We start from the raw sequence: 14412 nt of genomic DNA on the forward strand, positions 1-14412 counted from the left end.
CGCGAGCAGCAGGCGAAGGCGCGGGAGCAGGGACGCGGTCGGCATGGGGTCGATCTCCGAAGGCCGGTGACGGTGCGGCGATCGATCATGCGCCATGGCGGCCGCGTCGCGCTCATTCCTTGATGTTGGCGGTCTGCACGATCTTCTGGTTGCGCGCGTACTCGGCCTGCACGAAGCGGCCGAAGGCTTCGGGCGTGCCGCTGCCCGGCAATGCGCCCTGCTCGGCGAGCTTGCTGCGCACGCCTTCCTCCTGCAGCACGGCCTCGAGTTCCTGGTTGATGCGCGCGACGATGGCGGGTGGCGTCTTCGCGGGCGCGAAGATGCCGGCCCAGCTCACCATGTCGAAGCCCTTGAGGCCGGGCATCTCGTCGAAGGTGGGAACGCCGGGCAGCGCGGGCAGGCGCTTGGCGCCGGTGATGCCCAGGGCCTGCAGCCGCTTGCCGTTGACGTGCGGGATGGCGCTGGTGCTCACGAGCATCGCGAGGTCGACCTGGTCGCCGATCACGTCGGTGGCGATCTGCGCGCCGCCGCGGTAGGGCACGTGGGTCACGAAGATGCCGCTGCGCTGCTTGAGCAGTTCCATCGCGAGCTGCAGCACGGTGCCCACGCCCGAGGTGGCGTAGTTGTACTTGCCGGGCGCGGCCTTGGCGAGCTGCACGAAGTCGGCGTAGCTCCTGGCGGGCAGGCCGGGGCGCGCCACCAGCACCATCGGCGCGGTGTTGAGCAGGCCGACCGGCGCCAGGTCCTTGAGCGGATCGAAGCGGAAGGCCGAGGGGTTGACCAGCCGGCCGATGGCGATCGCGCTGTCGGGGCCGACCACCAGCGTGTAGCCGTCGGGCGCGGCGGCCACGGCCTTGGCCACGCCGATGGCGCCACCGGCACCGGCCACGTTGTCGATCACCACCGCCTGCTTGAGCCGTTCGGCCAGCCGCGTGGCGACCAGGCGCGCGTTGACGTCGACGCTGCCGCCCGCGGTGTAGGGAACGATCAGCGTGATCGGCTTGGCCGCGGGCCAGGCCGGCTGGGCCGAGGCCATGGTGGGCAGCAGGGCGGGCAGCGCGGCGCAGAGCGTCGCGGCCACGAGCAGGGGACGGCGGAGGTGGTTCATGGCGGGCTTCAGGCGTGGGCTGGGGAAGAGGGCTGCGCATCGCCGAGGCGGCTGCGCAGGTGGTCGAAGGCATCGCTCCATTGCGCGCGCCAGTCGCGGCGCTGCGTTTCGTCGATCCAGGCGCCGTCGAGGCCGTTGAGCATGAAGCCGCGCAGATCGTCGAGGCCGAAGCCGAAGTCGCGCACCATCATCAGCCAGGCCTGCGTGGGCGTGACCTTGTGCAGGGTCGGGTCGTCCGTGTTGGGATGGATGCGCAGGCCCAGGCCCGGCATGCGGCGGATCGGATGGTCGAGCGCCCAGCGCTCGGGCGGCAGGGTGCGCAGGTAGTAGGAGTTGGTCGGCACCACGGTGAAGAGCACGCCGCGCTCGGCGCATTCGCGCGCGAACTCCGGTGCGTCGACCACGGTGTAGCCATGGTCGATGCGGTCCACGCGCAGCACGTCGAGCGCGGTGCGCACGTTGGTCCAGGGCATGCCGAACTCGCCGGCATGCGCGGTGGTGCGCAGGCCGACCTGCCGGGCGCGCGCATAGGCCTCGGTGAAGAGCTCGGGCGGGCGGTCGACCTCGCGGTAGTCGATGCCGATGCCGATCGCTTCGTCGCAGCGGTTCGCTGCCATCCACTCGACCATCTCGAGCGCGGCCGCGGGCGAGGCCTCGCGGTCGATGGCGCCGATCAGCCGACCGTCGATGCCGAACTGCTGCTTCGCATCGCGGATCGCGCGCACGATCGCGCCCTGCGCGAGCGCATAGGGGATGCCCGACACCTGCACCGTGCCGGTCGGGTTCCACGAGAACTCCGCATGGCGCACGTTGTGCTGCGCGGCATCCTGCAGGTATTCGAGCGTGAGCTGGTGCAGGTCGTCGGGGTTGCGCACCAGCTCGGCGTCGAGCGCGCGCAGCACGCGCAGCACGCCCACGGGCTTCTCGCCACGCGTGTAGAAGCCCTCGATCTCGTCGGCCGCCAGCGGCGAACCGGCGCGCAGGTTGAGCTGCTTGAAGGTCTCGTGGCGCACGGTGCCGAACAGGTGGCAGTGCAGCTCGACCTTGGGAATGGCGCGCAACAGGGCTTCGAGGTCGAAGCCGTGGGCGGCGGAAGACGGGCTGGCGGAGGGGCTGGCGGTCATGCGGGCCAGTCTAGTGAGGGCGAGGCGATAAGGAAAATTTTGAATTTCTATAATTTGATTCGCCGGATCTATAAGCATGGCCACCTCCCCGCGCGCTCCCAAGCCCTTGCCGGCGCCCGAACCGGCGGCGTCCTCGCTGCCGCTGCGCGCGCTCACGCTGCGCCAGCTGCAGTGCTTCTCGGTGCTGGTCGAGGAGGCGCACTTCGGCCGTGCCGCGCGGCGGCTGGCCATCACCCAGCCCGCGCTCAGCAATGCGATCAAGCAGGTCGAGAAGCTGCTGGGCGCGCAACTGCTCACGCGCTCCACGCACCGCGTCGAGCTCACGCCGCTGGGCGCCGAGGTGCTGGCGCGCACCGACTTCCTGGTCCACACGGTCGAGGTGGCGCTGCGCGACATCGAGAGCACGGTGCGGCGTGGCCGTGCCTTCGTGCGCATCGGCGTGATCCCCTCGGCCGCCGCGCGCGTGGCCGCGGCCGCGAGCGAGTTCGCGGCGGCGCATGCCGAACGCCTCGGCGAGGTCGAGCTGTCGTGGCGCGACGCGCCCTCGACCGCGCTGCTGGCCGAATTGCGCAGCGGCCAGCTCGACATGGCGGTGGCCGCCATCACCGAGCCGCCGGGCGGGCTCGAATGCGTGGACCTGTTCCGCGATCCGCTGGTGCTGGTGGTACGGCGCGACCATGCACTGGCCGCGGCCGGCGAAACGGACTGGGAGCGCATCGGCCGCGAGCGGCTGGTGCTGTTCGAGAGCGGCAGCATGCCGGCGCTCGGCAATCCCGCGCGCGCCCAGTTCGCGCAGGGGCTCGAGCCCTTGCGCGTGAGCTATTCCGAAACCCTCTATGCGCTGGTGCGCGGCGGGCAGGCGCTGGGACTGATGCCGCGCCTGTACACGGCCTCGCTGCGCGATCCCGAACTGGTGGTGCTGGCGTTGTCGAAGCCGCGCATCGAGCGCCGCGTGGTGCTGGCCTACCTGCCGGGGCCGATGCGCAACGTGGCGGCGCAGGCGCTGATCGACTTCCTGCGCGAGCGCCTGCCGCAGGCCGGCGAACGGCCGGTGCGGCGGGTCGCCAAGGGTGCGAGGACCCACCGTAAACCGTAGTTTTCGGTGCGCCGAATACCTGCGTAAAGGTCAACGAATTGTTTCTTAGACAGGGCATCTGCCGCTAAGATTTCGCGGTCATGTCTCGCCCGCTCATCGCGCTCGTCCTCGCGGTCCTTCTGTGCTGTCAGGCCGTGGTGGTGTTCGCGCAGATCCTCGTCGAAGCCGGCCTGCATCACGACCTCGTCGCGCAGACGCTGTGGTCGGATGCCTCGGCCTCCAGCGATGACTTTCCGCGCGGCGCGGGCACTTCCGTGTCCGCCTCGGTGTCCACCGACGACACGGACATCGGCCACGGCATCGAGGTCGCGTTCGAGGGCTACGCGCTCGAACTGATCGTGCTGCCCGGCGCGCTGCCGCGCTCCTTCGCCTCCTTCTCCTCCTCGACCTTCCTCGCGCCGCCCAAGCGGCCGCCGCGCCTTTCCTCTTTCCTCGCCTAGGTCCGGCCCCGTGCCCGGACCGCGCTGCCGCTTCGGCGTGCAGCGCCTGCGCAGCCATTGCGCATCGCCCGCGCGCGCGGGCCGGCGCCATCGTCCGCGATGGCCATTCATCCAGAGGAACCGAGGAGAGAGAGCCGTGAACCAATCCAAGGACGTCATGTTCGCCCGGCTGGCGAACTTCAAGATCGACATCGACGCGCTGCGCGCCCACTTCGAACAGCATGTGCGCCAGCTGCCGTCGACGCAGTACCGCGACAACCGCGTCGACTACATCGGCTGGGCCGTGACCAGCCGCGATGGCACGCTGATCGACGGCATCCGCCGCATCAATCCCAATGCCGCCATGCCCAGCCGCGGCACGCAGCCCACCGATGCCTGCTCGGGCTGCCTGGCCGAGGTGATGGACGCACTGTCGGCGCGCGGCCTCAAGCCCTTTCGCGCGCGCATCATGCAGCTCGAGAGCGAAGGCGACGAGATGCCGCTGCACACCGACGCCGTGCGCGAGGCCTGGCGCCTGCACGTGCCGATCGTCACCAACCCCAACTGCTTCTTCGAATGGCAGCGCGCCGACGGCAGCATCGAGAGCGTGCACCTGCCGGCCGACGGTTCGGCCTGGCTGGTGCGCGTGGACGTGCACCACCGTGCCGTCAACCGCAGCAACCAGCCGTCGAGCCGCGCCCACCTGCTGATGAGCCTGGAGACGCCGCCGCCGATCGGCATGCTGGCCGCCCCCTGGCTGCCGGTGGTGCGCGAGGCCGAAGCCGTCGCGCTGGCGGCCTGAGCGATGTGGCGGGAAGACGCACCGCTCGAAGCGATCGCCTCCGGGGCCTGGACCTCGGTCGCCGACATGGAGGCCGCGCTGGCGGCCTTCGCGCGCGCCGATCAGCATGAGCTGAGCCTGTACCGGCTGCGCCGCGCGCTCGGCGAGGGCCATGCGTTCGAGAAGGAGATCGTGCTGCGCTACCACGAGGCGCTGGTGCTGTCGGGCAACGTCGCGGCGGCGCTCGAGCTGCGCGGCGGCGAGACCTGGGCGCGCCACTTTCCCGCCCAGGGCGAGATGGACGCGGGCGCGGTGCAGATGATCGCGGGCCAGATCGATGGCCATGCGGCCCGGCTGGCCCAGGCCCTCGAGGCCTTTCCCTTCGCCTTCGCGAGCTTCCTCGCGGGCCTCAAGCGGCACCAGGGCGCGAGCTACCGCAGCCTGGCCGGCGTGGCGCGGCCGCTGTTCGAGCACCGGGAGTTCGCCGACCCGCGTGACCGCACCGCGCTGATGCTCGCGGTCGAGGGCTTCCTCGGCTATGGCGACGACCTGCGGCGCGAGATGCTGGTCGAGCTGTTCCAGCGCTGCGACCACGAGACGCTGTGCCGCTTCTTCCAGAGTGTGCTGCCCGCGAACGGTGCGCTGCTGCGCGCCTTCGCGAACGACCTGCTGGAGGACGCGCAGGGCCTGCGCTGCCTGAGCGACGCGGCGATCTGCCGGCTGCTGATCCTCGGCTATGGCCTGTTCGACGAGGCGCTGTACGAGCGCATCCTCGCGCAGGTGCGCAGCCTGCCGCCGGCCGAGGGAGGCAAGCGGGCGAGACAGGCACGCGCCAGCGCGAGGATTGCGCGCGCCTTCGAATCCGGCGCGGCGCGGGCCGAGCCTCCGACGCCGGCCGCCGGCGCGCCGCTGCGCATCGCCGTGTGCGTATCGGGCCAGATGCGCGGTTATGCGGCCGCCTTCCAGACCTGGAAGCACCTGGGGCTGGACGGCCACCAGGTGAAGTACTTCGTCCATACCTGGGAGGACACGGGCTGGCGCTTTCCCGATCCGATGTCGGGCAACGGCGTGGACCGGATCTTCAAGTTCGCGCCCTTCGCCGAGGCCTACCGGCAGGCCGGCTTCCGCTACGGGCTGGCCGCGATGAAGAAGGCCTATCCGAACTTCTTCGCCCGGCTCGAGGTGTCGTCGACGCTCGACGAGGCGGACCTGCGCGCGGTGTACGGCGCCGACGCGGTGGTGGCGATCGAGAACCACCGGCGGCCCGAGTTCGAGCACGACACGAACAACCAGCTCAAGATGTTCTACAAGATCCAGGAAGCGCACCGCCTGATGCTGGAGGACGGCGGCGACTACGACCTGGTGATCCGGATCCGGCCCGACCGCGCCTTCCGCGCCGGCACGGCCGCGCCCGACTGGGCCGGCATGGCCGAGGCCTGCCGCCGCCAGCGCGTGCTGTTCTTCAACCACCTCGCGGTGACCAAGACGCTCTATGCCGGCGACCAGTTCGCGGTCGGCTCGCCCGAGGCCATGGGCTGCTACGCCAACACGCTGGGGCTGCAGACCCAGGCGATCCGCGAGAACTGGTTCGGCTTTCCGAAGCGGCTGCGCTCGCACTGCTCGCTCGCGCATGCGCTGCTGTTCCAGGGGGTGCGGCGGCGGCCGCTCGAAAACATCCATGCCGTCGAGGCCGTGCCCGCCGCCGCCTATGGCCGCGGCGAGCTGCGCGCGATGCTGTCGGCCGACCTGCCCGCGGGCCCGGCCAGCGAGATGGACCGCCTGCTGTGGAACGCCCTGGCCGGCGCGGCGCCGCGGTGACACGGGTGCGTCGCATGCAGGCCGTGCTGGCCCTGTCGGTGCTGTGGGCCCTGTTCCTGGGCCTGCTGCCGGGCGCGGCGCGCGCGCAGGACCAGGCCGACCGCGAGCCGGGCCTGCAGCAGGGACCCGAAGGCGCGGGCTGCCGCATCTCGAAGAACGCGCACCGGCTGGCGCTGACGCAGCGCCACGAGTTCAACGGCATCCGCGTCTTCTATGCGCTCGACGGGCCGCATGCGCTCTACACCGGCGTCGACCTCAACGGCAACGGCGTGCCCGACATGGTCGAGGACGCCGCGCTGCACCTGGACACCGTGCGCCGCATCTACCTGGCCAACGGCTTTCGCGATCCGCTGCGCAGCCCGCGCTTCAGGCAGGCCGAGACGATCGACATCGACCTGCTGAACTTCGATGCCTACAGCCCCGGCGTCGCGGACAAGCGCGGGCTCTCGTTCTCGGCCGTGATCCGCTATCCCGGCAGCCGCGCGCGCGCCGACCGCTGCACGCTCTCGATCGCCATCAATGCCGCGCTCGCGGGCAACCACGAGCGGGTGAAGGACTACCTGATCCCGCACGAGCTGTTCCACCTGTTCCAGTACGGCCACGCGATGTTCCGCGCCAGCTGGTACCTCGAGGGCATGGCGAAGTGGGCCGAGTGGGTGACGCTGGCCGAGAACCGGCGCAACCCCACGCTGTGGAGCACGTCGCTGCCGGCCACGCCCACCGAACTGCGCGCGCGCGTGTTCGCCAATCCCAATCCCTACGACGTGCGCCATTTCTGGAACCGGCTGGCCGAGCTGGCCAAGGCCGGCGAACCGCCGATGGCCATGCCCGACGAGCTGCGCGCGCGCCGCTTCGCCGACGGCAGCCCGGTGGTGCGCGACGAGATCTGGCGCGGCCACTCGCTGATGCTGCGCATCCTGCAGGCCTTCGGCGAGGAGACCGAGGCCGTGGCGCGCGAGCGCGGCCTGCCGCCGTACCAGTGGCCCGACGCCGACCAGCGCGACACGGCGCACAACCCGCGGCTCATGCGCGTCGTGCAGCGCGCGATGGCCGCCTCGGGCGTACGCCACAACGACGAAATCGCGCGCTTCCTGGCCATCGACCCGGCCGCCGCGAACCAGAATTAGAGGAGCCCCACTTGAAACGCCTGATCTTCGACCTGGACCACACGCTGTGCGTGGCGGAACAGAAGGACTACCCCAATGCCCGCCCGCGCGAGGACATGATCGAGCGGCTGCGCAGCTACCGCGAGCAGGGCTTCGCGATCTCGATCTACACCAGCCGCAACGTCAACAGCTTCGGCGGCAATGTCGGCCGCATCAACGCCCACACGCTGCCGATCATCATCGACTGGCTGGCCCGCCACGACGTGCCCTACGACGAGATCCACGTCGGCAAGCCATGGTGCGGCGAGGAGGGCTTCTACGTCGACGACCGCGCGATCCGGCCCTCGGAGTTCCTCAAGTACAGCCGCGAGGAAATCGACCGGCTGCTGGAGCACGAGAAGTGATCGTCGTCACCTCGGCGGCCTACGTCGACTCCGAGCTGCAGTCGGAGTTCGGCCGCCTGCCGCCGGCCTTCCTGCCGGTGGCCAACCATCGGCTGTTCGTGCACCAGGCCGAGCTGCTGGCGCGGCATTTCCCGGGCGAGCCCATCTATCTCTCGCTGCCCGAGAGCCATGCCGTCTCGCACCGCGACGTGCAGGCGCTCGAGGCGCATGCGATCCAGGTGCTGCGCGTGCCCGACGGGCTCACGCTGGCCGACTCGCTGCTGTTCTCGATCAACACCGTGGGCCGCTACGACGACGGCATGCGGCTGCTGCTGGGCGACACGCTGATCAACGACCTTCCGACCGGCTGGGACTGCCTGAGCGTGGCCGAGTCGGCCGACGACTACGACTGGCAGGTGGACCACGGCTCGGAGACCGCGGTGCGCGTGTGGTGCGGCTACTTCGCGTTCCAGTCGGTCAGCCGGCTCGCCAAATGCCTGGTGGCAGCGCGCGGCTCGTTCGAGCGCGCGGTCTCGGCCTACGACGAGGCCTGCTACCTGCAGCGCGTGCAGACCGCGCAGTGGTCGGACTTCGGCCACGTCAACACCTTCTACCGTTCGCGCGCGCGCATCACCACGCAGCGCGCCTTCAACGACCTCGCCATCGGCGACCGGCGCGTGCGCAAGACCGGCAGCCAGCCGCGCAAGCTCGAGGCCGAGGCACGCTGGTTCGAGGCGCTGCCGCCGCGGCTGCGCGTATACGTCCCGCAACTGCTCGACCGCGGCGCGGTCGAGGACGGGGACGGCGGCTATGGCTACGAACTCGAGTACCTGTGCATGGCGCCGCTCAACGAGCTCTACGTGCACGGCCGCAACTCCACTGCCTTCTGGTCGCGCGTGTTCAGGCACCTGGCCGACTGGCTCGCGGCCTGCCAGACGGCGGTGCCGCTGGGCGAGCGCGAGCGCCAGGCGGTGGCGCAGGACAGCCGCGGCATGCTGGGCGACAAGACGCGCGCGCGGCTCGATGCCTATGCCACCGCGAGCGGGATGAGCCTGTCGGCGCCCACGCGGCTCAACGGGCGCGCGCTGCCCTCGCTGGCCGAGATCCTCGAGCGCTGCCTCGAGGCCGCGGCGCGCGTGCCGCTGGTGCCGGGCGTGATGCACGGCGACCTGTGCTTCAGCAACATCCTGTTCGACACCCGCTCGGACTGCATCAAGCTGATCGACCCGCGCGGCCTCAATTTCCGCGACGAGCCGCGGCTCGTCGGCGACCTGCGCTACGACCTCGCCAAGCTCGCGCATTCGGTATTGGGGCTGTACGACTACATCGTGGCCGATGCCTTCGAGATCGACGACGGGACGGGGCTGGATTTCCGCCTGCGCATCCATGCCGACGAGGACGTGGCCGCGATCCAGAAGCTGTTCGCGGCGCTGCCGCTGCTCAACGGCATGACCGCGCGCCACGTGGCGCCGATCACGGTGCTGTTGTTCCTGTCGATGCTGCCGCTGCACCAGGACGCGCCGCGCCGCCAGCGCGCGATGCTGGCCAATGCGCTGCGCCTGTACGAACAGATGGAGCACTGAGCGATGTTCGTGATACCGATGATGGGCAGGAGCCGTCGCTTCACCGAGGCCGGCTATGCATTGCCCAAGTACCGGCTGCCATTGCACGGGCGCACGGTGTTCTTCCATGTGGTGAAGTCCTTCGAGCGCTATTTCCAGGACGACCTGTTCCTGTTCGTGGTGCGGCGCGACCACGACGTGGTCGAGTTCCTGGTGCGCGAGCTCAAGGCGCTGGGCGTCAAGTCCTTCCACATCGTCGAGCTCGACGGCGACACGCTGGGGCAAGCCGACTCGGTGCACCGCGGGCTCCAGGCGCTGCGCAGCGAGGAGGCGCTCTACGTCTTCAACATCGACACCATCCGGCCCGGCTTCCGCAAGTCGGCGCTGGCCGACGGCGCCGCGGGCTACCTCGAGGTGTTCGAGGGCGAGGGCGAGCACTGGTCCTTCGTCGAGCCCGGGCCCGATCGCTCGGTGCTGCGCACCACCGAGAAGGAACGGATCTCCAGCCTGTGCAGCGACGGCCTCTACCACTTCGCCGATGCGCGGGTCTTCGACGAGGCCTTCGCGCACCAGCAGCAGCACCAGCTGCTGATCCGCGGCGAGTACTACATCGCGCCCTGCTACAACGCGCTGATCGCGCGCGGCGCGCGCGTGGCCTACGAGCTGGTCGGGCCCGAGCAGATCGTCTTCTGCGGCACGCCGCAGGAGTACGAAGCCGCGGCCGCGCGGCCCTGGGAATGACGCCGGGACGAGGGACAATGCGCGCAGCCATCGCATCGCCAGCCGATGGAAGCCATGTGAGGAATCTTCGATGAGTCTGGGTGAACTGCTCGCGTGCGCGAAGCCCGCGGTGGCCGCGACGTGGGCCGAGTGCATGGAGGCCGCGGCGCCGGAAGGCGCGGGCGTGCTGTTCCTGTCGGCCTGCAACGCCAAGGAGCGCGCGCACGTGGTGACGGTGCGCGGCAGGAACTTCGACGAGGTGTGGCGCCGCGGCGCGCAACTGCTGCAGACCTGGCTGCGCAAGCAGAGCACGGCGCCGATCTGGCTGCGCGCGGACGTGGTCCACACGGTGCAGGCGATGCACTGGAAGGGGCTGCAGCAGGCCTTGCTGGCCACCAAGCGCAACTACTTCCGCAGCGGCATCGCCTTCGACGCCGACCTGTCGGTGGCCATGCTCGAGCAGGACATCGGTGCCCATGCCGTGCTCTACGACGGCAAGTTCGACGAGGCCACGCCCAACGCGGCGAACCTCCGGCTGTTCGGCCAGCACCGCTACGGGCGCGAACTGAGCTGGCCCACCGACCCGCAGCAGCCGGTGTGGGTGTTCGACACGCGCGCCGTGTTCACCGACGGCAAGGAGGCGCACCGCATCGAGCACGAGGGCGTGGGCCGCGGCTACCGCCGGCTGCCGGCCTGGGACGCGGCGCGCGTGCGCCAGATCGTCGAGACCAGCACCGCCTACCTCGCGCGCCAGGTCAAGAGCTCGGGCGCCTATCACTACGGCTGGTTTCCCTGCTTCGACCGCGCCATTCCCACCTACAACGCGCTGCGCCATGCGAGCTCGACCTATGCGCTGATCGAGGGCTGGGAGCTGACGCGCAAGCCCGAGCACAAGGCGGCGATCGACCGCGCGCTGGGCCACCTGACCGGCGAGCTGATCCGGCCCGCCACCTTGCCCGATGGGGCGCAGGCCGCGTTCCTGGTCGACATCGAGGACGAGATCAAGCTCGGCGGCAATGCCGTGTGCCTGCTCGCGATGGTCAAGTACACCGAGCTCACGGGCGACCGGAAGTACCTGCCGCTGATGGAGCAGCTCGCGCTCGGCATCCTGCACATGCAGGACCCGACCAGCGGCCGCTTCGTGCACGTGCTCCACCATCCGGACCTGCGCGTGAAGGAGGAGAACCGGATCATCTACTACGACGGCGAGGCCGCCTTCGGACTGATGCGCCTCTACGGCCTGACGCGCGACGAGCGCTGGCTGCGCGCGGTCGAGAAGGCCTTCGCGCACTTCATCGAGGCGCGCCACTGGGAGGCGCACGACCACTGGCTCAGCTACTGCGTCAACGAGCTCACGCTGTACCGGCCGGAAGAGCGCTACTTCCGCTTCGGCCTGGACAACGTGCGCGACCACCTCGAGTTCGTGCTCAACCGCATCACCACCTTCCCGACCCTGCTCGAGCTGATGATGGCGGCGCAGAAGATGGTGACGCGGCTGCAGGCCGACCCCGCGCATGCGCACCTGCTCGAGGGCTTCGACATCGAGAAGTTCTACCGCGCGCTCGAGCAGCGCGCGCGCTACCTGCTGAGCGGACACTTCTGGCCCGAGCTCGCGATGTTCTTCCGCAATCCGCAGCGCATCGTGGGCAGCTTCTTCATCCGCCACCACAGCTTCCGCGTGCGCATCGACGACGTGGAGCACTACCTCTCGGGGTACGTGGCGTACTGGAAGTACCTGGAGGCGGGAGGGCGGCCGGCCCAGTCGGCCGCGGTGGAGGCCGCGCTGCCGCAGCCTTAGCTCAGTGCAGCTCGGCGGCCGCGTGGATGGTTTCGCGCACGCGCGGATAGATCTGGGCGTTCCACTTGCTGCCGCTGAACACGCCGTAGTGCCCCACGCCGGCCTGCAGGTGGTGGGCCTTGAGGTAGGGCCGCACGCCGGTGCAGAGGTCCTGCGCCGCCACGGTCTGGCCCACCGCGCAGATGTCGTCGCGCTCGCCCTCGACCGTGAGCAGCGCGGTGCGGCGGATCGCGGCCGGGTTCACGGTGCGGTCGCCCACGGTGAGCTGGCCGCGCGGCAGGTCGTAGGTCTGGAACACGCGCTCCACGGTCTCGAGGTAGAACTCCGCGGGCAGGTCGTTGACCGCGAGGTACTCGTCGTAGAAGTTGCCGATGGTGTGCGCCTTCTCGAGCTCGCCCTCGACCAGGTGGCGGTACATGTCCTCGAACTGCTTCTTGTGGCGCTCGGGGTTCATGCTCATGAAGGCCGCGAGCTGCAGGAAGCCCGGGTACACGCGCCGCATCGCGCCCGCGTGCGGCCAGGGCACGTGGCTGATGAGGTTGCGGCGGAACCAGTCGATCGGGCGGTCGGTGGCGAGGCGGTTCACCGCGGTCGGGTTGATGCGGCAGTCGACCGGCCCGGCCATCAGCGTGAGGCTGCGCGGGGTGGCGGGGTTGTCGTCCTCGGCCATGAGCGCGGTGGCGGCCAGCGCGGCCACGCAGGGCTGGCACACCGCGACCATGTGCACGCCGGGGCCGACGGCCTCGAGGAAGGCGATGAGCTGCAGCGTGTAGTCGTCGAGGCCGAAGCGGCCTTGCCACAGCGGCACGTCGCGTGCGTTGTGCCAGTCGGTCAGGTAGACGTCGTGGTCGCGCAGCAGGGTGCGCACGGTTTCGCGCAACAAGGTGGCGAAATGGCCCGACAACGGTGCAACCAGCAGCACGGGCGGGTGCGTGGGATGGTCGCCGTCCTTCCTGAAATGCAGCAGGGTGCCGAAGGGCGCGCTCAGCGCGACCTCCTCGTGCACCGCGACCTCGTCGCCGTCGACCGGCACGCTGGCGATGCCGTAGGGCGGCCGGCTGTGGGTGAGCCGCATGCGCGAGAACACCTCGCACTGCGCCGCCAGCCGCCGCTGCATGGTGCGCTCGCTGCCGTCCTGCCAGAGCGCGCGCGCCATGTACTGGGAGGCGAGCCGCAGCGGGGAGAGCAGGTCGGCCTGGTTCTGGTAGACGCGGTAGAGCATGGTTGTGGTGCGTTGCAGTGCCAGAGGCAAGTTGCGGGCCAAGGCCGGGCGCACCGGGATGGAACGGGTGGCACAGGGCTTGCACGTCGCTGGCCACCGGCGGCGCTTGCCGGCACCAAGGAGCACACCCGATGGCCAAACCCGTTCTCACCATCAGCAGCAAGAACTACGGCGCCTGGTCGCTGCGCGGCTGGCTGATGTGCAGGCTGGCGGGCCTGGACTTCAGCGAGAAGATCATTCCGCCCGACGACCCGGCCATGAAGGCCGAGATGCTGCTGCTGTCGTCCTCGATGCTGGTGCCCTCGCTGCAGCATGGCTCGGTGAAGGTGTGGGACACGCTGGCGATCGGCGAGTACCTCAACGAGATCAAGCCCAAGGCCGGCCTGCTGCCCGCCGACGTGGCGGCCCGGGCCCACTGCCGCGCGATCTGCGGCGAGATGCATTCGGGCTTCGCGGCCATGCGCGGCGCGCTGCCGATGAACATCAAGGCCCGGTTCAAGAACTTCAAGGTGTGGTCGCGCGCGCAGGCCGACATCGACCGCATCGTGGCGATCTGGCGCGAATGCCTCAAGGCCTACGGCGGCCCCTACCTGTTCGGCGAGCAGCCGGGCATCGCCGATGCGATGTACGCGCCCGTGGTCACGCGCTTCCTGAGCTACGACGTGGCGCTCGACAGCGCCTGCACGGCCTACTGCAAGCGCGTGATGGAACTGCCCGCGATGAAGGAGTGGGTGGCGGCGGCGAAGCAGGAGCCCGACGAGATCGACGAGCTCGACGCGGAGTTCTGATTCAGCCCGAGGGCGGCGCCGGCTCGAAGCCGGCCTGCCGCAGCTTGCGCTCGATGCCCTGCGCAGCCGCCTGCAGGTCGGCCAGGTGCTGCGCCACCATCTCGCGCTCGCTGCGCACCGCGGGCAGCCAGGCGCAGCTGATGCAGCCGACCACGCGCTCGGCCAGCCGCACCGGCACCGAGATGGCGCCGAAGCGATCGGGCGAATCCATGCTGGTGGCGGTGGGGTCGCGCGACACGTAGCCCTGGGCGCGCGCGTTCGCCACCATGCGGCGCACGTTCTCGGGCCGCCGCGCGTCGCGGTCGACCTGGTGCGGCGAACGCGCGAGCGCCGCGAGGAGCTGGCGCCGTTCGTCCTCGGGGCAGAAGGCGAGGTAGCAGCGCCCGAGCGATGACATCAGCATCGGCGGGCGAAAGCCCAGCACCCGGTAGTTCACGGCCAGTCCGTTGATCGGGCGGTGCGCATCGAGGATCAGCATCGCGCTGCC

General features: G+C 70.2%; 14 protein-coding genes. 10 read left to right on the forward strand and 4 right to left on the reverse strand.

The features are described 5' to 3' along the window. Positions 1-112: 112 nt before the first annotated feature. A complete protein-coding gene (locus AC27VN_RS15480; protein WP_490877086.1) occupies positions 113-1108 on the reverse strand; it encodes a Bug family tripartite tricarboxylate transporter substrate binding protein in 996 nt (331 codons plus the stop codon). A gap of 8 nt (positions 1109-1116) precedes the next feature. Then, positions 1117-2232 (reverse strand): adenosine deaminase family protein, encoded by a 1116-nt coding sequence (locus tag AC27VN_RS15485; protein WP_490877087.1) that lies wholly within the window; start codon positions 2230-2232, stop codon positions 1117-1119. Positions 2233-2308: 76 nt separating this feature from the next. On the opposite strand from AC27VN_RS15485, the gene AC27VN_RS15490 reads away from it, so the two are divergent. The 9 genes from AC27VN_RS15490 to AC27VN_RS15530 all read left to right on the forward strand — a co-directional run bounded on the left by AC27VN_RS15490 (position 2309) and on the right by AC27VN_RS15530 (position 11915). Then, positions 2309-3328, forward strand: coding sequence for a LysR family transcriptional regulator (locus tag AC27VN_RS15490; RefSeq protein ID WP_490877088.1), 1020 nt, complete (start codon positions 2309-2311; stop codon positions 3326-3328). Between the two features lie 80 nt (positions 3329-3408). Then, positions 3409-3768, forward strand: a complete 360-nt coding sequence (locus AC27VN_RS15495; protein WP_490877089.1) for a hypothetical protein — start codon at positions 3409-3411, stop codon at positions 3766-3768. Positions 3769-3904: 136 nt separating this feature from the next. Beyond that, positions 3905-4549, forward strand: coding sequence for an aspartyl/asparaginyl beta-hydroxylase domain-containing protein (locus tag AC27VN_RS15500; RefSeq protein ID WP_256222528.1), 645 nt, complete (start codon positions 3905-3907; stop codon positions 4547-4549). A gap of 3 nt (positions 4550-4552) precedes the next feature. After that, positions 4553-6346, forward strand: coding sequence for a hypothetical protein (locus AC27VN_RS15505; RefSeq protein ID WP_490877090.1), 1794 nt, complete (start codon positions 4553-4555; stop codon positions 6344-6346). A gap of 14 nt (positions 6347-6360) precedes the next feature. Beyond that, complete coding sequence (locus AC27VN_RS15510; RefSeq protein WP_490877091.1) at positions 6361-7473, forward strand: hypothetical protein; 1113 nt, start codon at positions 6361-6363, stop codon at positions 7471-7473. An 11-nt stretch (positions 7474-7484) separates the two neighbouring features. Next, positions 7485-7856 (forward strand): HAD family hydrolase, encoded by a 372-nt coding sequence (locus AC27VN_RS15515; protein ID WP_093343206.1) that lies wholly within the window; start codon positions 7485-7487, stop codon positions 7854-7856. Further along, the gene (locus tag AC27VN_RS15520; RefSeq protein ID WP_296778418.1) at positions 7853-9418 is read left to right on the forward strand and encodes a phosphotransferase; all 1566 of its coding nucleotides are present in this window, start codon (positions 7853-7855) and stop codon (positions 9416-9418) included. Before AC27VN_RS15515 ends, AC27VN_RS15520 begins: the two co-directional genes overlap by 4 nt. Before the next feature lie 3 nt (positions 9419-9421). Further along, complete coding sequence (locus AC27VN_RS15525) at positions 9422-10138, forward strand: glycosyltransferase family 2 protein (protein ID WP_093343203.1); 717 nt, start codon at positions 9422-9424, stop codon at positions 10136-10138. Between the two features lie 70 nt (positions 10139-10208). Next, the gene (locus AC27VN_RS15530) at positions 10209-11915 is read left to right on the forward strand and encodes a Mur ligase (RefSeq protein ID WP_490877092.1); all 1707 of its coding nucleotides are present in this window, start codon (positions 10209-10211) and stop codon (positions 11913-11915) included. Position 11916: 1 nt separating this feature from the next. On the opposite strand, the gene AC27VN_RS15535 is transcribed toward AC27VN_RS15530, so the two are convergent. After that, the gene (locus AC27VN_RS15535; protein WP_490877093.1) at positions 11917-13137 is read right to left on the reverse strand and encodes a polyhydroxyalkanoate depolymerase; all 1221 of its coding nucleotides are present in this window, start codon (positions 13135-13137) and stop codon (positions 11917-11919) included. Positions 13138-13268: 131 nt separating this feature from the next. Between AC27VN_RS15535 and AC27VN_RS15540 the strand changes: the two genes are divergently transcribed. Next, the gene (locus AC27VN_RS15540; RefSeq protein ID WP_057592442.1) at positions 13269-13925 is read left to right on the forward strand and encodes a glutathione S-transferase; all 657 of its coding nucleotides are present in this window, start codon (positions 13269-13271) and stop codon (positions 13923-13925) included. A gap of 1 nt (position 13926) precedes the next feature. Here the strand turns inward: AC27VN_RS15540 and AC27VN_RS15545 are convergent. Beyond that, on the reverse strand, positions 13927-14412 hold a 486-nt coding region (locus AC27VN_RS15545; protein ID WP_490877094.1), incomplete at its 5' end, for an IclR family transcriptional regulator domain-containing protein.

The organism is Variovorax sp. 20P10.2.4 (assembly GCF_058244205.1).

Coding starts and splice junctions, on each gene's coding strand:
- AC27VN_RS15505 (WP_490877090.1), top strand. CDS start 4,553: ATGTGGCGGGAAGACGCACCGCTCGAAGCGATCGCCTCCGGGGCCTGG.
- AC27VN_RS15530 (WP_490877092.1), top strand. CDS start 10,209: ATGAGTCTGGGTGAACTGCTCGCGTGCGCGAAGCCCGCGGTGGCCGCG.
- AC27VN_RS15490 (WP_490877088.1), top strand. CDS start 2,309: ATGGCCACCTCCCCGCGCGCTCCCAAGCCCTTGCCGGCGCCCGAACCG.
- AC27VN_RS15510 (WP_490877091.1), top strand. CDS start 6,361: ATGCAGGCCGTGCTGGCCCTGTCGGTGCTGTGGGCCCTGTTCCTGGGC.
- AC27VN_RS15480 (WP_490877086.1), bottom strand. CDS start 1,108: ATGAACCACCTCCGCCGTCCCCTGCTCGTGGCCGCGACGCTCTGCGCC.
- AC27VN_RS15485 (WP_490877087.1), bottom strand. CDS start 2,232: ATGACCGCCAGCCCCTCCGCCAGCCCGTCTTCCGCCGCCCACGGCTTC.
- AC27VN_RS15540 (WP_057592442.1), top strand. CDS start 13,269: ATGGCCAAACCCGTTCTCACCATCAGCAGCAAGAACTACGGCGCCTGG.
- AC27VN_RS15495 (WP_490877089.1), top strand. CDS start 3,409: ATGTCTCGCCCGCTCATCGCGCTCGTCCTCGCGGTCCTTCTGTGCTGT.
- AC27VN_RS15535 (WP_490877093.1), bottom strand. CDS start 13,137: ATGCTCTACCGCGTCTACCAGAACCAGGCCGACCTGCTCTCCCCGCTG.
- AC27VN_RS15525 (WP_093343203.1), top strand. CDS start 9,422: ATGTTCGTGATACCGATGATGGGCAGGAGCCGTCGCTTCACCGAGGCC.